General features: G+C 46.6%; 20 protein-coding genes and 1 riboswitch. All 20 genes read right to left on the reverse strand.

The window, feature by feature from the left end:
- Positions 1-19: 19 nt before the first annotated feature.
- Entirely contained in the window at positions 20-787 is a 768-nt protein-coding gene (cobS, locus tag AC6I8U_RS17665; RefSeq protein ID WP_498019113.1) for an adenosylcobinamide-GDP ribazoletransferase, read from the reverse strand.
- Positions 788-801: 14 nt separating this feature from the next.
- Positions 802-1,449 carry a histidine phosphatase family protein gene (locus tag AC6I8U_RS17670; RefSeq protein WP_498019114.1) on the reverse strand — a complete coding sequence of 216 codons (648 nt, stop codon included), beginning with the start codon at positions 1,447-1,449 and terminating at the stop codon, positions 802-804.
- A complete protein-coding gene (locus AC6I8U_RS17675) occupies positions 1,439-2,044 on the reverse strand; it encodes a histidine phosphatase family protein (RefSeq protein WP_498019115.1) in 606 nt (201 codons plus the stop codon). The genes AC6I8U_RS17670 and AC6I8U_RS17675 overlap by 11 nt, the downstream gene beginning before the upstream one ends.
- Complete coding sequence (locus AC6I8U_RS17680; protein ID WP_498019116.1) at positions 2,041-3,372, reverse strand: cobyrinic acid a,c-diamide synthase CobB; 1,332 nt, start codon at positions 3,370-3,372, stop codon at positions 2,041-2,043. The genes AC6I8U_RS17675 and AC6I8U_RS17680 overlap by 4 nt, the downstream gene beginning before the upstream one ends.
- Positions 3,372-4,844, reverse strand: a complete 1,473-nt coding sequence (locus AC6I8U_RS17685; protein WP_498019117.1) for a cobyric acid synthase — start codon at positions 4,842-4,844, stop codon at positions 3,372-3,374. The genes AC6I8U_RS17680 and AC6I8U_RS17685 overlap by 1 nt, the downstream gene beginning before the upstream one ends.
- Before the next feature lie 25 nt (positions 4,845-4,869).
- A complete protein-coding gene (locus tag AC6I8U_RS17690; RefSeq protein WP_498019118.1) occupies positions 4,870-5,946 on the reverse strand; it encodes a nicotinate-nucleotide--dimethylbenzimidazole phosphoribosyltransferase family protein in 1,077 nt (358 codons plus the stop codon).
- Complete coding sequence (cobU, locus tag AC6I8U_RS17695; protein ID WP_498019119.1) at positions 5,943-6,482, reverse strand: bifunctional adenosylcobinamide kinase/adenosylcobinamide-phosphate guanylyltransferase; 540 nt, start codon at positions 6,480-6,482, stop codon at positions 5,943-5,945. The genes AC6I8U_RS17690 and cobU overlap by 4 nt, the downstream gene beginning before the upstream one ends.
- On the reverse strand, positions 6,472-7,518 hold the full coding sequence (gene cobD, locus AC6I8U_RS17700) for a threonine-phosphate decarboxylase CobD (RefSeq protein ID WP_498019120.1): 1,047 nt from the start codon (positions 7,516-7,518) through the stop codon (positions 6,472-6,474). The genes cobU and cobD overlap by 11 nt, the downstream gene beginning before the upstream one ends.
- The gene (cbiB, locus tag AC6I8U_RS17705) at positions 7,515-8,549 is read right to left on the reverse strand and encodes an adenosylcobinamide-phosphate synthase CbiB (RefSeq protein ID WP_498019121.1); all 1,035 of its coding nucleotides are present in this window, start codon (positions 8,547-8,549) and stop codon (positions 7,515-7,517) included. The genes cobD and cbiB overlap by 4 nt, the downstream gene beginning before the upstream one ends.
- Positions 8,539-9,912, reverse strand: coding sequence for a uroporphyrinogen-III C-methyltransferase (gene cobA, locus AC6I8U_RS17710; RefSeq protein WP_498019122.1), 1,374 nt, complete (start codon positions 9,910-9,912; stop codon positions 8,539-8,541). The genes cbiB and cobA overlap by 11 nt, the downstream gene beginning before the upstream one ends.
- The gene (gene cobM / locus AC6I8U_RS17715) at positions 9,909-10,703 is read right to left on the reverse strand and encodes a precorrin-4 C(11)-methyltransferase (protein WP_498019123.1); all 795 of its coding nucleotides are present in this window, start codon (positions 10,701-10,703) and stop codon (positions 9,909-9,911) included. The genes cobA and cobM overlap by 4 nt, the downstream gene beginning before the upstream one ends.
- Positions 10,700-11,530, reverse strand: a complete 831-nt coding sequence (gene cobJ, locus AC6I8U_RS17720) for a precorrin-3B C(17)-methyltransferase (protein WP_498019124.1) — start codon at positions 11,528-11,530, stop codon at positions 10,700-10,702. Before cobJ ends, cobM begins: the two co-directional genes overlap by 4 nt.
- A complete protein-coding gene (locus AC6I8U_RS17725; RefSeq protein WP_498019125.1) occupies positions 11,523-12,365 on the reverse strand; it encodes a sirohydrochlorin cobaltochelatase in 843 nt (280 codons plus the stop codon). Before AC6I8U_RS17725 ends, cobJ begins: the two co-directional genes overlap by 8 nt.
- Positions 12,362-13,966 (reverse strand): cobalamin biosynthesis protein, encoded by a 1,605-nt coding sequence (locus AC6I8U_RS17730; RefSeq protein ID WP_498019126.1) that lies wholly within the window; start codon positions 13,964-13,966, stop codon positions 12,362-12,364. Before AC6I8U_RS17730 ends, AC6I8U_RS17725 begins: the two co-directional genes overlap by 4 nt.
- Before the next feature lie 13 nt (positions 13,967-13,979).
- Positions 13,980-14,795, reverse strand: a complete 816-nt coding sequence (gene cobI, locus AC6I8U_RS17735; protein WP_498019127.1) for a precorrin-2 C(20)-methyltransferase — start codon at positions 14,793-14,795, stop codon at positions 13,980-13,982.
- A gap of 4 nt (positions 14,796-14,799) precedes the next feature.
- Positions 14,800-16,074 (reverse strand): precorrin-6y C5,15-methyltransferase (decarboxylating) subunit CbiE, encoded by a 1,275-nt coding sequence (gene cbiE / locus AC6I8U_RS17740; protein ID WP_498019128.1) that lies wholly within the window; start codon positions 16,072-16,074, stop codon positions 14,800-14,802.
- 2 nt (positions 16,075-16,076) lie between these two features.
- Positions 16,077-16,763: a precorrin-8X methylmutase gene (locus AC6I8U_RS17745; RefSeq protein WP_394154285.1), complete on the reverse strand. Its 687-nt coding sequence runs from the start codon at positions 16,761-16,763 to the stop codon at positions 16,077-16,079.
- 2 nt (positions 16,764-16,765) lie between these two features.
- On the reverse strand, positions 16,766-17,899 hold the full coding sequence (locus tag AC6I8U_RS17750) for a cobalt-precorrin-5B (C(1))-methyltransferase (protein WP_498019129.1): 1,134 nt from the start codon (positions 17,897-17,899) through the stop codon (positions 16,766-16,768).
- 91 nt (positions 17,900-17,990) lie between these two features.
- Positions 17,991-18,121, reverse strand: a riboswitch (cobalamin riboswitch).
- A gap of 293 nt (positions 18,122-18,414) precedes the next feature.
- Positions 18,415-19,563 carry a lactaldehyde reductase gene (gene fucO, locus AC6I8U_RS17755; protein ID WP_498019130.1) on the reverse strand — a complete coding sequence of 383 codons (1,149 nt, stop codon included), beginning with the start codon at positions 19,561-19,563 and terminating at the stop codon, positions 18,415-18,417.
- Between the two features lie 198 nt (positions 19,564-19,761).
- Positions 19,762-20,643 carry a PocR ligand-binding domain-containing protein gene (locus AC6I8U_RS17760; RefSeq protein ID WP_498019586.1) on the reverse strand — a complete coding sequence of 294 codons (882 nt, stop codon included), beginning with the start codon at positions 20,641-20,643 and terminating at the stop codon, positions 19,762-19,764.
- Positions 20,644-20,772 lie beyond the last annotated feature (129 nt).

Consider the following 20,772-nt stretch of genomic DNA (forward strand, 5'->3'; position numbering starts at 1 on the left):
TTGCTCCAAAGCTCAGAATTTAGGCTGTTAACACAGCCTGTAAATATAAATAACAAGCTATTTCCGAGATCTGCTGCACAGCCCCTAACGTGTCCCCTGTGTATCCTCCAATATGACTGACGAGCCATCGACCAAGCAGCCACCTGATTATGAATAAGCATCCAAATAACCCTACAAAATGTGCCCACGAAAGGAGGCTCGCGGAAATCGACAGTGCCACCAGCAAGAGCACTATTTGTTCGTTTTGGGAATTTGTTTGACTAGAAATCTTCACTTTGGAGGACCTTGGGTCCCTCACATACTTATGTGTATGAGAAAAGGACACAGCAACAGTTCGACTGAGTACATGTGCAATGACCAAACTCGTTATGACCTGTTCACTACCAATTAATGTGGCGTACTTAAAAAGTAAAATCATAATCGTCCCGATCAACGCATAAGCACCCACCCGTGAATCCTTCATGATTTCCAGCTTACGCTCAGTAGAGAATGCACCTCCAAATCCATCACATGTATCGGCAAAGCCATCTTCATGGAAAGCTCCTGTACAATAGATGCTTACGACCATACAGATCGCAACTGCGACTTCTTTTGTCCAAAGAAGATCCGCAGCATAAAACGCTATTGCACTCAGGACTCCAACAACCAGCCCAACTAAACCGGCGTACTTGTAGCATTCATTTTGTCGAGATTCGCTGTAGGGAACGTTTCTGAAAACAGGTAATCTTGTAAATGTGCTTATCGCCAGTAGGTACAACTGCCACTCTCTGATGATTCTTTCTTGCATGCTCACTTCACCTATTAACCGCGCTGTATGATCTTGTCGACAAACCCAGGGAACAGTATTTCTGGCCAAAGGTGTCCGGCTTCATCTTGATAAATCGACACATGAATTAGCGCAGCAAACGGAATGTTTAGTCGTTGCAGATAAAACGCATTTCTCGGCATTTCAAGTAGATACCGGAGGATTTGTTTGATTACTCCGCCATGAGTCACTACCAGAAGTGATTGTCCTTGATGTTGCCTTATCGTTTTATGCCACGCTGACTGGACACGTCGGTCAAACGCTTTGAGCGTTTCCCCATTCGGCGGAGTCGAATCCCATGGGTCGTTCCAAAAGGCCGACAATTGATCTTGCTCTTCATTCCAAACCAGTTGCTTCTCTTTGCCATCCCAATCCCCAAAATCGAGTTCTCGAAAATCCTCATTTATCGACAATTCAATGCCACACCTGCTGGCGAACTCCGTTGCAAACTGATGGCAACGGCTTAAAGGAGAGCTGATAACATGATCGATTCCACTCATGCTTTCAGTGGCGCTGCGCATTTGCTGTAGACCTACCTGAGTCAACGAAAACTCAGTCGAACCTCGAAAGCAAGTTTCACCATAGGTAATGCCATGCCTCAGTAAGGCGATTCGCGTAATAGCAAGAGATTTGTCAGCCGACATGCAATAGACCTCCCGGAACGTCAACACGGTCGATATCAAAAGTGACCACAGTATTATTAGATGTGACGCCATCACCTTCATGCCAGGCAGGAATTCCACTCAAAATATTTTTGCAAGCACGGATCCACTCGCCATGCGATACGACAATGACCTCGCTGCTGGGCGACTGATGATTGATTGAACTGAGAAAACACCGTACTCTATCCTCAAATGTTCTCTCATCTTCGATACAGAACGCATTACCCACGGGAGCTTTATAGCGAGAATGATATGTCTTCCAAGCAGAGTGAGAGTCCACACTGTTGTCGATGAATTGGCGACCAATCAGCTCTCCCTCGAGCCGGCCAAAACTTCGTTCACGCAGTCGTGAGTCGGTCTTTAAATCAAGCCCCAAACGTTTAGCAATTATCATCGCAGTCTTCTCCGCTCGGCCTAAATCGCTACTGTATAGAGTTGGACTCGACAATTTAGGAAGCGCCATAGTTTGAACAGCGTCGACAGCTTCCGGAGTCAGTGCACTGTCTAACCACCCCTGCAGGCGTCCCTCAAGGTTCCATGTTGTTTGTCCGTGGCGTATTAAAATAAGCTTCATCATCGCATTCCGACTTCCGCTTGCAATTCGTGCTCCAACTCTCCGCGAAATATTTTTCCTACCAGTTGCGAGTTATATGGGAAGTACCAATGAACATATGAAGCAACGACGCGATTTTTTACCCACACTGGATCGAGTATTTTTCCTCGCTGAGAACCGGGCCGACAAATGACCTGTTCATACGAGTCTGTTTTTGAATAGTGAAAGGTATGCCCTCTCAAGCTATTGTCAGGCTCCAGATCTCCCTCTACTAATCCCAGTGCAGCAAGCTTGGTTTGCATTGTTGAATGCGCATCTAACGCGCCAACTAGCTCCTCACATCTGCCGTCAGCGTTAGTGAGACTCTTATTCAGGTACAGCATCCCGCCACATTCAGCAAGCACAGGCTTGTTAGAGTGAATATGCTCAAGGATCTGATTTATTAGGGTCGTATTTTGTGAAAGCTCTGTTAGGTGTAATTCCGGATACCCTCCAGGAAGGTACAGCGCATCACAGATTGGCAAGGTTTCCCCTCTTATCGGAGAGAAGAAGCTGAGCGTCGCACCCATCTGTCGCAGCACATCAATATTAGCTTGATAGATAAAACTGAACGCACTGTCCTTGGCAATAGCAATAACAACGTCTTCAAGACACATGGCTGCTGGCTCATCATATTGGACTTCGAAGCAAACTGAAGGGGGCAACGACAAATGTCCACTTTGACCAATCAAATCGGCGAGAAGATCTAGACGTTGCTCGATATCGACCAGCTCTTGGGCCTGCACCAAACCTAAGTGTCGCTCAGGCAGTGAGATATCTAATCGCTTCGGAAGGTAGCCAAAATACTTGAGATCACCAGGCAGAGACTGACTTAACATTTGCGAATGCGTTTCTGAGCCAACTCGATTGGCAAATACTCCAAACATATCAATGTCATTTCTGTACGTTGCTAACCCATGGGCAACAGCTCCAAACGTACTCGCCATTTTCCCTGCATCTATCACTGCGAGTACCGGGATACCCAATACCGCGGCAATATCAGCGCTCGAGCACTGACCATCAAACATCCCCATTACCCCTTCAATAAGAATAAGATCTGCCTGCAACGCAGCTTGGGCAATGAGTTGTTTACAATGGCGCTCACCACACATCCAAAAATCTAATTGGTAGACCGCGTTTTTAGAAGCAGTAGCTAAAAAGGCAGGGTCGATAAAATCAGGACCTGTTTTGAATACCCTGACGTCCTTCCCCTGATTCGTGAAATAACGCGCTATTGCCGCGACAACCGTTGTTTTTCCGCTGCCGGAACTCGGGGCTGAAATGACTAATGCTGGGCACGCCACTTTTGTCATCAATCAAACTCCTCCATGTCGGGCCACAACACGCTCAAATTCAGATGTGCTTCTATTGCATCGGCGACTCGATTGATGCCTTCATCGCGAAGGGCTTCGAAGTCCACTCCTTTTGCTTGCTCTAAGCCTGCCCACTTCAATATCTCGGCACATGCATCACTGGATTCAAACAGGCCATGCAAATAGGTTCCAAATATTTGGTTATCGAGTCCCACGGCACCATCTGGTCCACTCGCGAGCTGAACGGGAGCGTGCTTCGAGACACCCTCGGTAATTCCGGCATGGATCTCATAACCAGTGACCTTGACACTTTTTTGATTGGGAAGCGTCAACGTTCCATGACTTTGCTTGAGCTGCTTACTTTCGTGGAGTTCTGTCGTTAATGGCAAATACCCAAGGCCGGGACTTTGACCACATGGCCCTTCAATACCATGTGGGTCTGAAATCAACTCACCAAGCATCTGATAACCACCACAAATACCGATGAGTTTTCCACCCAGCCTCAAATGACGTTCGATTTGCTTATCCCACCCTTGCTCTCGAAGAAATGCGATGTCACTACGGACGCTTTTTGAACCAGGCAAGACAATAAGGTCCGCTTTGGGTAAAGGCTGGTTCTTAGGAGCAAAAACTAAATCAACATTGGGATGCATTCGTAGGGGATCGAAGTCAGTGTGATTACTGATCCTCTGTAAAACAGGTACCACTACCTTTAGTTGTGGTTTGCCCTCTTGGAGTTGGTTCACATTAATCGCATCCTCGGCTTCTAACATGAGACCATGTAAATATGGCAGAACACCTAGTACGGGTTTGCCTGTTTTGTCTTCTAACCAACGAAGTCCACTTTCTAGCAGTGAGACGTCTCCTCGAAAACGATTGATCACAAAACCAACAACTCGATCTTTTTCGGAAGCACTCAACAACTCAAATGTTCCGTAAAGGTGAGCAAAGACACCGCCTCGATCGATATCAGCAACAATGACTACCGGGATATCCACTTTCTCAGCAAATCCCATATTGGCGATATCGTGCTCTCGAAGATTGATTTCGGCAGGGCTTCCGGCGCCTTCGATTACAATCGTTTGGTACTGACTTTTAAGACGTTGAAATGACTCCACAGCATACTTCATAACGTTGGGTTTAAATGCATGGTAGGTGCGCGCATCCATGTCAGTCAGTGCTTTACCATGTACAATAACTTGCGCTCCAATGTCCGTGTTGGGTTTGAGTAGAATCGGGTTCATATCCGTCACTGGTTCAATGCCACAAGCATGCGCTTGTACAGCCTGCGCCCTCCCGATTTCACCGCCATCCGCGGTCACCGCACTATTCAGAGCCATGTTTTGAGGCTTAAATGGCGCAACACTTATCCCTTTCCTTGCCAAGACTCGGCATAAACCGGCAGACAGTACACTCTTTCCTGCGTCTGAAGTGGTACCTTGTACCATAACGACCTGCGATGTTGGTTTCATATACAACTCCTACTCTGTATCCATCTCAAACGGGGGTAAGGACACCTTGCTTGGGGCTAACCTCACCGGCATTAGATTCGCTTGACTGTTTTTCAAGCCAAGGGCTAACCGCCAGATCTAGGAAACTAATAATTTGCGATTCATTTAAGCCAACATGCTCGGCAAAACTTAAACACGCACCCAAACCGCATCCTTCAATCACATAGCCTCGCTCGTACATTCGAATTGCATCAAAGGCGGATAGATTGAAGTCTGTTTTGTGTGTTTGAATGGAAGCGAGATGGGACAAGTGTTGCTCGACAAGTTTCGCGTCGTTGGATTGCATTACCCACCGAGTAGTCGCAATGGTCAGTTGTTTGGTGTCTATCTGCTTCATCATCGCGACGACGGGTGCAAACAGCATCGCGCCACCTGCTAAATTGAGATTCTCCAAACGACTTCCTAACAAACAGCAAACCGAACGCTGCAGGGGATCTGAACACTCTAGATCACGAGTGTATTGGTCAACATCCAACGACAACTGGGAGCTTTTTTGCCACAACTGCTCCAAGACCTTCGACTTAATGGCAAGCTTTGACGCATCATTGGTACTTCCCGCGAACCATAAAGTTGGATCTACCCATCGCCTAAGCCAAAGCGTTGCCAATGTGGTTCCGCCGATCCCGGACTCAGCAATAATATGCTCCTCACCAGCCTCTCGCTGCCTTTCAAGCTCCGGGATCAACGTGCTCCGAATAAGCGCTTGCTCTTCACCCAATGGACAATGGTGAGTAATACACTCATCTATCCCAGCATCAGTAAAGTCCGGTGTACTCTCTAGCCCTAGCTGATAACAGTGCACTCGAATTTTATAACCCCTGCTTTGCAGTGCCTTGAACACACCATGAACCAAAATGGCCGGTGTAACTGAGTGATTACCAAGCACCGGAGATGGTAGTGATTTCCCATTTAAAGGGGTGTTTGCCCTACCACAAGCCAGTAATTCGGTGTCTCGTGTGGGGTGCAAGTGCATGAGCCCCTCTCCGGCACCTGCGTCGCTGATTTCATGTAAGTTCGATAACGGTGCCACACAGTTGAGTGTTATGTAGTTAAGCCACTTCATTCCCTTTCCCCTTTCAGTACATGTGGGAGTCCTGCAGTGACAAGCGTGACCTTTGCAGCCCGCTTAGCAATCGCTTGATGAAGCGCTCCCGCCTCGTCCACAAACTGACGAGTCTCTTTGCCCATCGGCACGACACCACATCCCACCTCATTTGTTACCAATAGCACTTGACCCGGTAAAGCAGATATTCGATCAAGAAACTCAGATTTTGTTTGATTCCAAGTTTCACTGTCTTGTCCGAACAAACAGTTACAAAGCCATAAAGTCAGGCAATCAACTAAGATGCAGTTGCCTTTTTGGCTGTACTCTCTGAGTGCATTAGAAAGCTGAGTAGGTTCCTCAATCACTCTCCACTCTGCCGGTCGCTGCTTTCGATGCTTCTCTACTCTTATCGCCATTTCCTCGTCGTACACTTGTGATGTTGCGATATAGATCACCGGCTTGTTTGAGCTCTTTGCGACAGATTCAGCATAATGGCTCTTACCAGAGCGGGCCCCTCCAATGATCAGCTCAACACGGTTTAGGCTAGCTTTCATGCGCCAGTTCCTTTTGGTATTTTGAGACGGCCAATAACGCGCTTTCTAACTTGGCCCATTGACAGGACGTGCATGGTAGCCCGAAACGTAATGCGTTTCGCTCATCACACAAACGAGTGAGCACCTGCCTCTCACAAAGGTGTCGATGCAGCACCGCTGCTTCGTTAACATAAGCCGTAATAAACAAATCGGTATACGCAACACGTTTAGTCAACGTTCTGATCAGCAATGCATGCAGTCTCTTCATGTTTTGAGCCAAACTTTGACGAGTTTTTAATTGCCAATCGGTATCCATTAACGCCGTTTTTACCACCCAACGTGATGGGCCCGTTACAGTCCAAGGACCTAACTGATTCTCGAGCGCGGATAACAGAGGTGGCATTGCAAACACAAAACCAACTCGAGCACCTGCTAAGCCAAAAAACTTCCCAACCGAGCGAAGCACCAACAGACGCTCATAAAGGGGCTGTCTTCTAAGTAGCGAGTTCTCAGGCGTGCAGTCCGCAAATGCCTCATCAATGACCAAATACCCCTGATTTATCTGCATTTTTTGATACATCGCATCTAACTGGCTTTGACTGAATCGCTGGCCAGTTGGATTGTTTGGGTTAATGATCACGACAACATCGCTGTTTTCGAGTTGATAAACAGAAGGGGTTTCATCGTAGAACTCAATCAACCATTGGCTACCGTGATACCGATAGGTTTCCCACGCTCGTTGATGCTCTTTGTATCCAACTCTCGGCAAGCAAACCGTGCCAAGACGTTTCAAATGGCTGGTGAATAGCTCCGGCAGTGACGCTATGGCTGCTTGAGAGCCCGCGACCGCAAGCGGCTCTGACGCCGAGCGATAATAGAAGCGAGCAGCACGTTCTAACCCATCGTTACTTTGAGGCAAACGATTCCATATGGAATCAGGAATAACAGGGACTGGATAGGTAAAAGGGCTCACCCCTGTTGATATATCTAACCAATCATTAGGCTCACCACCATATTCATTGATGGCTTTGATAAGGTTACCGCCATGATGAATCATAAAAGCCTCCCGTCCATAGCAATGTAAACAGCACCACTGACAGCCAACCAACAAATTGCTAAACCGAAGCTGCCACGGAGAACCAGTAAGTTCGCTTTGGCTATCGAATCGAACTGGGCGTATTCCCCAACGCCCATAGGTCGCTTTTTATAAAGGATCCCGTCATAGTAGGTCGGGCCACCAATTTTGACGCCCAATGCGCCGGCGCCTGCGGTCATGACCACGCCACCGTTAGGGCTCGAGCAATGCCTTGCCTGAGTCAGCCAACAGTGAATAGCGTTCTTAAACTGTCCTTGCACTGCATAGAGCACCGCAGTAATACGAGCAGGCGCCCAGCCCAAAAGGTCATCGATCTTTGCGCTCGCATACCCAAAGTGTTGGTATTTTGAGTTTTTATAACCCCACATCGCATCGAGGGTATTCGCTAAGCGAAACAAAACCGCGCCTGGAGTGCCAAACAATACGAACCAGAAAATTGGGCCAATAACAGCGTCATTGCCATTCTCCAACACCGTCTCGACGGTCGATGAAGTTATCTGTTCCTCATTCATCTGCGCAGTGTCTCGACTCACTACCATTGACAGTGCATGTTTCGCAGCCGGTAAGTCACCTTGGCTGAGTGGTGTATATACCCTGTCCGCATGCTCTACCAAGCTACGTCCACCCAAGGTCACATATAAAATGAGGGCATTAGTGACAAACCATAGCGTTGTCGATAGAGAGGTCATGTAAAACTCGACTGCAGCGAAAATACAGGTAACTGGAACAACGACCAAAGCCCATGCTATCCCTCCATTTACCTTGACGAGAGTGTGCTGTTGTTCGGCATTAGAAGTTCGATTACGTAACAGCCGTTCTACACGATTTGCAAGCCAGCCAAATCCAACGAGAGGGTGGAAACGCTTTGCTTCTCCAAGCCATTGGTCCACAGAAAGGGCCGCTATCACTATTGCAGCACTGAGAGGCAGGTAACTAAACCAATGCTCTGTGATACCCGCCCTTACATCTAGACCAAATAGCTCAAACAGCATGAACATCTCCTAGGTTAGAAATCAAAGACTCTGATTCCGTATGCACGAACCAAGGCATATCCTCATAATCGCAGACTTCCTTCAGTTCCTTCGCCATTCGATGTATAACCGGATTTAGCGCAACAAACTGAGCATGCTCCAAACTGCTTGGCTGCTGTTCTTTGATGGCCTGGTAGATGTTGAAGTCACTGACGAGTGCCCAAGCGACCTGTGGCAGTTCATATCTTGGTAAACATAAGTCAACACTACCAATGGCTAAATCCCCAGAGCCCTCTAGACCGCCCAACGTGGTCCCAAGCCTAAACGCTTCGTGTGACGGCTTGTCGCACCTTAAGCCTAACTTACTCATTGCGTTTTTAACCTTGGGTTCAGCACTGCTTAATGGATTTCTAAACTGTCTAACATCAATTTTGTACATCACTAGAGCTTGCCACCAAGCCTCAAAAGCAGATACGTCAATGAACTCAATTTCCGGCTTATCACAAAGCTCAAGTAACGTTTGTTCGTTAATGGTTGGACGAACTTTGGTTACATCAACACTGATAACTTCAGCGCCCATTTCACGAAGCGTTTCTGCATGTTCATAACTGCCACAGATCAACACTTTGCAGCCTGCCATGGGTAAATACTGACGCCAGTCTAACTCTTCCGATTGCGTGACAACGTCACCAGCAATCACTAACGCAGGACCAACATAGCCAAGTTCTTCAACTCGCCTTGCCATATTTTTGACGGTACCAATGATGCATTTGTGGTCTGCACTCGTGGCAGAACTGATCACTGCCATCGGTAACGATGGGCTCACCCCTTTATCCATCATATGTTGTGTATGTTCAGCCAGTTTCTTAGCGCCCATGTACAACACCAAAGTTCCGCTTTTGTTGCTGTTCGTCACCCAGTCTTCCATGGCGTCTGTGTTTTTGTGTCCACTGACAAAGGTCACGCTCGATGCACTCCCTGCGCTGGTTAAGGGAAAACCTGAATAAGAAGCAGCACCAAGAGCGGCGGTAATACCAGGGATGATCTCATAAGCAATCCCCAACTCTTTGAGGCTCCTGCACTCTTCAGTCGTGCGTCCAAAAATACAAGGATCTCCTGCTTTGAGACGAGTGACATTCTTTCCTCTCAGAGCAAATTCAATAACCTCAGGATGCATTCCATAGTCGATATGAGTTCCTTGGTAGCCGCGATACCCCACTTCGTGCATCTCCACGTCCTCTGGGATCAGCGACAGAATTGCAGCATTGACAAGCTTGTCGTAACAAACGACATCCGTCTTACTGAGTAGTTGCTTCGCTCTACATGTCAGCAACCTTGGATCACCTGGTCCTGAACCGACGAGATACACTTTTCCCTTGCTCATAGTTCTTCCTCACATTCTGTACCTTTCGATTCAACAATTTTCGCCTTTCGACACGCATGAGAGAACGTTGCGTCATAGAGCTTTGAATCAACAAAATCATCAATGGCAAAGACCTTACTGACAATGATCATTGCTGTAGAGCGGATTTTCGCTGCATGAACCTTTTCAGCGATATCAGCCAACGTACCTCTGATAATGCGTTGCTCTGGGTGAGACGCTTTCTCGACGACACACACCGGCCAATGGCTCGGGTAGACGTCACTTAACTCTCTTACCACTTTTCGAATCAACGTTGCGCTCAAAAATAAACACATGGTGGCTTCATGGCTCGCTAATGACTTAAGATTTTCCTTTTCCGGAACCGGCGTACGCCCAGATGCTCGCGAAAGGATGATCGTCTGGCACTCTTCAGGAAGTGTGAGTTCTTGGCCCAATGCGGCAGCGGATGCTTGAAAAGAAGAGACACCGGGGATCACTTCCCAATCTATGCCTAGCTTGTCGAGACGACGGGTTTGCTCCGCTAGGGAGGAGTAAATAGATAGATCACCCGTTTGTACCCTCGCCACGTCTTGATTCAGTGCATGGGCATCGGTATATACCTTTGTAATCTCGTCTAAATCCATACTTGCAGAATCAAATACCTGTGCGTCAGCCCGTGCTCGATTTATCACCGCTTTTGGTACTAGACTTCCCGCATAGAGAATGACGGGACAGCGCTCAACGAGATTTGCGCCCTTAACTGTTATAAGATCGGGGTCACCTGGGCCTGCCCCAATGAAAAATACGGTCATGACATGCCTTCCTCAATTTTTTGCTCGCTATTCTCAAAGACCAATGCTCGACCTGGTGTTTGTCCCAATTTAGTCTCACCATCTTCCAACGAGTACTTGTTCCTGTAGCCACGTGGAGTAATGATCCAGTCTCGGAAGCGGTAGCTACTTGTGTTGCCAATAATGATCGAGGCGTTCATACCAAACTCGAGATTGATAAATTCTTGTAATGTCGACAGTTGAACGCTCTGCTCTTCTCGGTAAGCGGCGTTGACGACGGCTACTGGAGTGTGAGCTGATCGATATTTCAGCAATATGTCTCGCGCCTCGACAATTTGATTTTGACGCTTTTTTGAGCGGGGGTTATAAAAGGTAATAGCGAAGTCAGCAGATGCGGCAGCTTCAATTCTTCGCAAGATGACATCCCACGGGGTTAATAGATCCGACAGTGAAATGGTGCAGCTATCATGGCCTAAAGGGGCGCCCACCAAAGAGGCACACCCGTTAGCAGCGGTGATACCTGGTACCATCTCGACATCTATCGACATATCCTGTTCGGCAATTAACTCAAACACCAAGGAAGCCATCGCGTATATACCCGCATCACCAGAACACACCAGTGCAACCGTCTTACCTTCTTGTACAGAATTAATAGCGGCATCTGCCCGTTGCCACTCTTTCGTCATACCGCTTCTCACCAGTGTTTGCTGTTTAATGAGTGGGGCGATGAGTTTGACATACAGTCCATAACCAACAATGACATCTGCTTGCTCTACGACTTGACGAGCTTTCAACGACATCAGTTCTAGACTGCCCGGACCAAGTCCCACTAGATATAACTTAGCCATGTAAACTCTCCTGTTCAGGTGCACTTAATCGAACTAATCCTTGGTCTATCTGCTTGAAAATGACCTCTTTCACTTCAGGAAGACTCAATAGGTTGAACGATGAACCATCATCACTTGGGGCTAACTCCACATCGCAAAAATCTTCAAACTCAGCCTTGATTCGATGCATGTCATTGATGAAGTGATTTCCAGAGACCAGTAGTAGCGGTATGAGCCTTAGCTTCGCTCTGGCAGAGGACTCAATCATCGAGTGTTTGAGTCTGGTCTTAATAAGATGAAACGGCATAGCACCCTCTAGTGAACAGCAAATGTTCTTGTCTGAGAGTGTCGACAGAAACTCTCCACAGTACGTGATCGCTTGGTGTCCTGGATTATCAAGAAAGGGCGCGCCATGATGTACATACACATTGATATCGCTGCCTTGTGAGAACCGCTCATCAATCGCACTCAATAAACTGGTGGCTAATTGAGTATGGTGAACTATGGCTGGGGTATGTTCGATGTTGGACAGCGAAAACTGACGGAAGCCCTCTACCACATTGACCAGTTGCTTATGTTCATCGGTTGGGAACAAGTAACATGATACAACCAGTATTCTTTGATACCCCTCTAGGTCGAGCGAGGCTAATACCGATGGAAGATGCTCGAATATTTGGCTTTCCTTTGATAGCTTTTTAATGACCATTCGAGATGTTACTGCCAACCGAACTTCGCAATTTGGATACTTTGCTTGTGCTTCTTCTAACAAACGAACATAACGTTGCTGTTCGACGACCGAGCCAAAACAGCTGAGCACTATGGCGGTTGACTTGTTGTAGTGTCTAAGTCGCTTCATACTTCTACCTCCTCAAAAGGCGCAAAGAAACGAGGTGCTAATAATTCAGAGATAGGTTGATTCTTAGCAAGAGCGGTAAACAGCGCTTCCCAAAGTGCCTCTGTAAATTCTTCAACGCCCCTAAGCCAAACACCATGATTAACTAAAGCCCCAGTTTTGCCATTCGCTGTTCTTTGGTAAATGGCCATGGTCGCTTTGTTTCGGCATGCTCCCGCGCACATTGTGCGACTGATTTTGATGCGTTGATTACCGGATGCATAACCTAGTCGCTTAAGAATATTTCTTAACTCATGAGCGAGATTCTTACTTCCCTGCTTCGCACAGCGAGCACCTTCACATACCAATAAATGATGTGTGTGAAAGAGCATTGGACGATCCAAGTCAACATGCTTGGGTTTACACTGATAACCTTCAACCACCTCGCTCCCATGAAGATTGATCTTAATGTTGTCAGAACTATGGTGTGGTTTTTCGCCTACCCAATTCTTGCGGTTGCGTTTTGGTAAAGGTTCAGAGTACTGCAGTCGACAACAGGCGATTGTCATATTGAAACCTTCGCTTTTGAACGCCCATTTGGCCACGGTCAATTGATTGCAACCACTCGCCTTCAATGCGGCAGCTTCTGATACAGAGTTGCTTCCAGTCACTTTCCGTACATAATCGGAGGGATTCTCAATACCTTTCAAGTTATCAAGTTCCGCCGCCGCATAGGTGACGAACGGCCACTGATAAGCTTTGGAAAGTTCGAGCAATCCTTTCTCATCCGATTTAAGGTCAATGCTCGCAAGTGATCTAATACAACTGAGAGAAAGATTGAACTGTCGACTAAATGCCTCTAGGCCGGCAATTAAAACCGAAAGTGGCGTACCACGATCACAACCCACACCCAAGACAAGGGATCGTGGCCTCCAAATGACGACATTACGGTCCCATGAGCTTAAGCCAATATTTCGCTGATCACTCACGAGGATTGCTGCCTTGTAGTTTGAGCTATCCAGAACCTCTAAGCTGTGATGGCAGTGAATATGCGAAGGCATCCGTTTGTCGTATGGCCACCAATCTTTTTCTCCAGCCTGTTGTGCAATCAGCACCGGTTCTTCATTCACGATAGCAGCTGAAACTGAGGTAATCGCGGGCTCAGTGACCGGATCAAGCATCCAACCAAACCGAGCGCCTAACATATCCGTTGATACTGTCTCCGTAACATCAGAAGCGGTAGTGATGACCGGAGTACCTTTTACAATGTATGCAACCCTTGTCGTCAACGCATTCGCGCCGCCTCGATGGCCAGACAGCATCGACACGGCGAACTTGCCTTGCTCATCGACACAGACCACTGCCGGATCCGTGCGTTTATCGTTTACAAGAGAAGCAATAGTGCGTGAAACAATCCCTGTCGCACAGATAAATATGTGAGCATCGTATTTGGAAAACCGTTCCGATATAAATTGCGAAAGCGGCAATTCCAATTTCTGAGTACGACTTAAAGGACTTTTAACACCATGTGTAACAAACACATCGGCAAAAGGAAGATCGCGCCCCAGCTTAGTGGCGATTTGAGTTCCATTTTTAGTGATGGCGTAGATGGCAATTTTCTTCATATCTACGTCGTCTCTAAGTTAAAGCTACTGTTTCATTGCTAATAACAGGCTGACTTGGAATCGAATTCAGATCATCCTGTTTACCGCGAAGAACACCGCTACGACTGCGAATCGATAGCTGCACCATCGAAAAATATCGGTGCTCTTCAGGTACATCATCTAGGTTGGTGTAGATCTCTTGTCGTTCAGTCGTTGCATGCGACACATAGGTAGCATTATTTTGTAGTCCAAGTTGTTTGAACTTAGCGGATAGCGCAGGGATCATCCTTCCAGCTTTGATAAACATGATTGTGTCAAACTCCGCGACCAATCTATCTAGACACTCGATTCCATAAGTTGTCGGTACCACGCAGAATCGTTCTCTACCGTCAGCAAGGGGGATCTTTGTAACCGCAGGCACGGCGGTAATTGATGTAATTCCGGGGACGATCTCTGGCATTAGCTCTGGCACCAAAGCTGAAAGCTCTTCTTGAATATAAGCCCAAGTACTGAATACCGACGGGTCACCCTCGGTGACAAATACCACTGATTTCCCTAACCTTAGATGCTGGAGGATGCTCGTTGCTGCAGATTGCCAAGCAGGCACATTAACCGACGCATCGCGCGTCATCGGAAAGTGCAAAAAACAACGCTCACCCAAAATATCGCTCTCGGCAATAGCGCCAGTGACAATCTCCCACGCAAATGAATCCGCTTTGCCTTTGTTCTTCTCGGGAATAGCGATAACATCTGCAGTCTGAATCAAACGAGCAGCTTTTAGTGTCAACAACTCACTATCTCCTGTCCCAACGCCAACTGCGTACAACTTTCCTAATGGTGTATCGGTCATGAAACTACTCCATATCACGCAGTAACTCTGCGTCTTTCGATGATTGTTCTTGATTTTTGATGATGCAAAAAAGGTGTATAGGATTCTCAGCCTGGTATCGGTGATAGTGAGCCAGTGGTTGAAGATGCGATATGTTGATTAACTGAACATCAAAGTCGACGGAATTCGTTCTAAGCCATTGATACACTTCACTTGCCGTGTCAAACGTCACCGCCGAAACCACCATTCGCCCATGGCTATGCAATCTTTCCCAGCACAGCTCCAATATGTCATTCATTTGACCTCGCGACCCACCGATGAACACGGCATTGGGTGATGGCAGTTCAGGTAACCCTGCGGGCGCTTTGTGTTTTATCAACTGGACATTGTCTGTCGCATGAGAACGACGGTTCGCTTCGATAGCGTCAAAGCACTCAGCATTACACTCGACCGCATAAACCGTCCCCTCAACCGCAAACTTCGCGGCTTCAATAGCTATCGACCCGGACCCCGCGCCGATATCCCAAACAACATCTTCTGCTTGCACTTTTAGTTGAGTGATGGCGAGATTTCGTATCGATTCCTTAGTGATGAGGCCATTTTTCGGTGTGCGCTTTGCAAAGCTGTGATCACTGGCAAACTGACCATGTCCACCCCACCTAATGTCAACAAGACGCTCGGCAACAATAATATTCAGGCTGTCGAAGTCGTGTTGACAGTTGGCTAACTCTTCAACGTTGAAGCTCGTGATCCTTTCTTCTACGCTACCCAACTGCTCACACACGCTGAGCTTCCATTGCAACTGGTGAAACTCAACCAGGTGCGACGCTATCCTCTGAGGTGTATTGGTACCATCCGTCAACAACACGTAGAGCTCTGCACTTTGCATTTGCGAGACGATGCCAATGAGCTCTCTGCCATGCAAAGAGAGGTATTGCGCCCTAGGCCACGAGATACCTAAGCGAGAGAATGCAAGCTGAGGCGAACTGTGTGATGGGATGAAGGCAAGCTCTTGTTTCGGTAGCTGCTTAAGTAACGTGGTTCCAATACCGAAAAACAGCGGATCGCCTGATGCTAAAACAACCACTCCGCCCTCTGCACTCTCTTCTATGACCTGTAGCAACCAAGATGAAAAGCCATCAGTCATATCTAAGAACAAGCCCTTGAACTGGGGAAACCAAGCAAGATGCCGAGGGTGCCCTGCTACAACACGTGCCTGGCTGACAGCATTAACAGCCTTGCTTGAAAGGCTAACGCAACCATCCTCTTGAACACCGACTACGGTAATATTGATCGCCATAACTACACCGTCTGGTAGAGCAAGGCATGAATGGTGGACACGACTAATGGACTACCGCCTTTGCGCCCCACACTGGTAATGAAGTCGACTTTTTTTTGCTCTAGCAAAGCCTGCTTGGACTCTTGAGCATTGACGAATCCAACCGGAATACCAATGATGAGTGCCGGCTCTATCTCTCCGTCGTCAACCATTCTTAGTACTTCAAATAAGGCGGTTGGCGCATTTCCAACCGCTATAATCGCGTTGTCCAGCAACCCTTGGTCCCGTGCCTTTCTCATGGCTCCCACCGCTCGAGTTTCACCAAGCATGCGCGCTTTGTGAATGACCTCGAGGTCGCTGATAAAACAATGGACCCCATTGCCGTAAACCTGAATTCGTTGCTTACTAATGCCACTTGATATCATGGTAACGTCACTGACAATTGGGCATCCCTGTTGCAATGCCGTAACACCAGCGTCGACCGCATCTTGACTAAAGCGATACAGCTTCGAAAACTCAAAATCTCCCGTGGTATGAATTGCTCGTCTTACGACTTCCCAGCTTTTATTATCAAAGTGGTGTCCGCCATGAAACTGTTCTATTTCTTGATCAATTATCGAGAACGAGTCCGTTTCAATTTCACGCCCTTTTTTAGTAAGCTGATGCATACATTCGGGGAGAGCGATATTGGCTTGAGTAGAGTTCATCATTGTTACCCTGTAGCTTCCATTCGAATAGGTTGATGTGAACGCCCTAGTGGAGACCCATCGAAATCAATCAAGATCACATCAATTTCCAGTCCACACTTGACGTAGTAAAGTGCATGTTTTTGGGTTTCATTGCACAATCGGTTAAAGAAGGTTTTAGGATGGTGTTTACTCACCAAATTGAGAACATGCCGTCCTGTGTTTGCATGCGCTATCTCGCGACAAACAGCACTATCTATCTCTTCTTCTAGCGCCAACTGAGATAGGTGAGAAAAATCAATACCGTGGCCCGATACGTGTGTCATCATGCGCCCTGATACCAACTTTCCCATTTTGCCAATCATGGTGACCAAAATGACTTTGTTAAGCTGATACCGCTTTGCGGCCCGCAGACCTACGCCAATGAAATCGCCTGCTTGAATTAACGCCATCGGATTTACATCAGGCAACATGTTGGTTGCTGCCTTTTCTGAGCGACTGCCAGTAGTCAGGACAATAGTGTCGAGATCATTTGACGCGGCAATTTGGATCGATTGACGCACCGACGCGGCATACGCAGACGTCGAGTAAGGCTTTACCGTACCTCGCGTTCCTAATATCGAAATACCACCTAACAATCCAAGTCGGTCGTTGATTGTTTGCTTAGCAACTTGCTCACCATTGGGAACGATGATTGTCAACTCAACCCCAAAGGTATTCTGTAGCTCTATCGGCGCACTCACCCACTCTAATTGTGCCATTTCGATAATATTGGCTCTCGGTACTGGATTAATAGCCGCACTCCCGACTGGTAACTCTAATCCTGGTTTGGTTACCACAGCAACACCATGGCCACCTTTGAGCCTGATCCCCTTATTAGCCGATAGCTTTGCGCTGCATTGGATTTCTAATCCATGCGTGCAGTCGGGGTCATCTCCCGCATCTTTTTTCACGCCAACTAAAACAGACGTATCTATCTCCATCCGTTCAAGCTGAAAGGTGACCCATTGTTTGTTTGGTATTTGTATAGTGATGTGTTTGCTTGGCAGTTGTTCAATCAAACCACGAACCGCTGCTCTTGCTGCCGCTGCAGCACAAGCACCCGTGGTATAACCCTCTCTAAGGTCACGTTTCGATTTTGAACACTTGAGTTTGCCCACAAAATACATCTCTCTAGTCATTTGTGCATAAAATGGACAGGTGTCGATATCTATCGATAAACGACGCTGAGTGATCCCGCCCAGGTTGTTAAATGGGTATGGTTGTTTGGCAAGGCTCTGACTTTCGAGATGACTCTCGATCACAGTTGCGGGTACAGTCCAGGAGTTACACCTGATTCACTTTTGTCTACAAAAGTAGTTACCAAATAACTTTGTAAGTATTTTTTGCTTTAAAACTCTCAATACAGTTAGCGAACAAATAACTATTGTGATGTCGTTAATCCAAGGGACTAATAAACTAAGCGATCATTTCGCAAGCTGATGAGACTAAAAGTAATAACAGAGTCACAAACACAATGTTTTGAAATACCGACTCTACAGCTTCAATTACAATCAACTTCAACTCCTTTATCTTTACAGCCGTTTGCACTGACGCCCTTAGTTTATTTACTGCGGCAAATCTTAGTCCAAATCAACAGAATAAGTCTTGCCACAGTCAATACATTAGCGGCGCATTACATGGCTTGTTTATACAGAGCCAATACCTCTTCAGGGCTAGGCTGTCTTGGGTTACCACCTAAACAGACATCAGCCATCGCTTTATCAATCCAACCGCTCAGATCCGTTTCAGCAATATTCAACTCACCAAAGCCTGAAGGGATACCGACTTCCTTAGAAAGCTTGTTGATTAGATCGACTGCAAGCGTGGCAGCTTGAACATCGTTCAAGTCAAACGTGATACCACCCATCGCTTCCGCTACCGCGCGGAAAGGTTCTGGATTTGTCTCTGCGTTGAACTGACAAACGACTGGCAATAGAATCGCATTACACACACCGTGTGGTAGATCATGAGTTGCGCCTGGTTGGTGCGCCATCGCGTGTACGAGACCTAAACCTGCACTATTGAAAGACATCCCTGCAAGGAATTGAGCACAGGCCATCTGCTCACGCGCTTCAAGGTTTGAGCCATCTTCAACCGCAACAGGAAGCCATTTGGCAATCAAACGGATCGCTTCTAGCGCTGTTGGTTTAGTTAATGTATGAGCGCCTGGCGTCACATAAGACTCGATAGCATGGGTCAGCGCATCCATACCGGTCGCTGCCGTTACTGATTTAGGCAACCCAACCATTAGCGTTGGATCGTTAACCGCAACATCTGGAATTTGCTTCGCGTCAACGATAACCATTTTTACAGCATTATCTTCATCGGTAATGACCGAGTTAGAAGTCATTTCGGCAGAAGTACCAGCCGTTGTATTGATCGCGACAAAGAACGCACCCTCATTTTTAACAAGGCCGACGCCATTAAAGTCACAGATATCACCTTCGTTTGACGTCACAATGCGAATAGCTTTAGCGCAATCTACTGGACTACCGCCACCGACTGCAATGAAACAGTCACAACCCGATTCTTGGTAAAATGCCGCGCCCTTTCTAACCAAGCTAGCCGTGGGATTCGGAGTCACTTCACTAAAAACAACGTACTCAAAATCTGCGTCTTTTAGTGCAGCAAACAGCGAATCTAAAATTCCAAGATCAACCAAATTTTTGTCAGTAACGACCAAAGCCTTGTTGAGATTCTTCTGAGCCAGAATAGCAACAGATTCTTCAACTGCTCCTTCACCAGTAAAACTCAACTTTGGTACATTTAGTGCAAAAGCCATAACAGCATTCCTCTACATAAGATAACTGTAGACATTGTAACCATACAAAGGCGTTCATAATGTGTCTTAACAACGAAACAAGACAAGACGACAAATAATTACAGCGATGTGCCAATTTATTAGTATTACAGTATAATAAATAAACAAAAAGCCAGGTCTTTTACGGAGCCTGGCTTTGTCTTTAAGTGTCGATGGAAGTTAGATCATTGCATTCTCTAATAGGTCTTCCTTCTGCGTCATCATATTTTCATCTCGGAACTCTTGTGGCGTCATTCCATGTGCATTCTTAAATACTTTACAAAAATAACTTGAACAGGAGTAACCTAAATTACTAGCGATGCGCGAAACAGGCCAATCACTATATTGCAACATTTTCTTAGCACCTATTAAACGTTGACTATTAAGATAATGGTTGAATCCAACCCCTACCTCTTTCTTAAACAACTTACTAAAATAATGTGGACTCAAATAGACATACTCTGCAACATCTTCCAACTTTAAGTCTTCGAAATAATGCCGTTCAATATATCGTATTGCTTTGTGTATACGAGTATGACTTGACTTAATTTGGCTATCGCTTGCAAACAACGACTTAATATCACTTTTATCATTGATGACCATCACATCCAACTTACTCTTGACCGAATCATCAATCAGTGTCTTTAGTAAGTCGGCGGAAGCAAACAGCCGCTTGTAATCAATTTGCGGTATTTGGTCATAGTATTCAACGAGTTCAGGATCTTTCATCCAACTATTATCAATTTCTTGCACATCATCCAGATTGACTGGGTCATCAAGTTTTACCTGGCCGCATAGCGCAAAACCAACAAGACTACCTCCTATCTCAATGGGAATTGAAAAGTCCGTCAACCCTGCATGACACTTGTATATGCAGGGCCGGTTAACCTTTGTCGCCTCCAACCCGCCGCACCGATCACTTGCTCTGCACTTCTCATTCAATGATCGATTCTTGCGGATCTTTATACAAAACTTACTAAAGTTAATGCTGTCAGATACTTCTTTTCCCTCTAGATTCACCAGAACAACGGCCAAACCCGTAGCATAAGCAAAGTCCTGCATGACTTTAGTGATACCCTTCGACTCAAAAACTAGATCCGTGTTCACTCTGTCACCTTACTCATTACGCTTAAACTGGTTAAAAAACACACTACACAGTATCCAACTACAATTCAGTGATACATATCCCAA

It is taken from the genome of Vibrio sp. KUL80 (assembly GCF_059725495.1).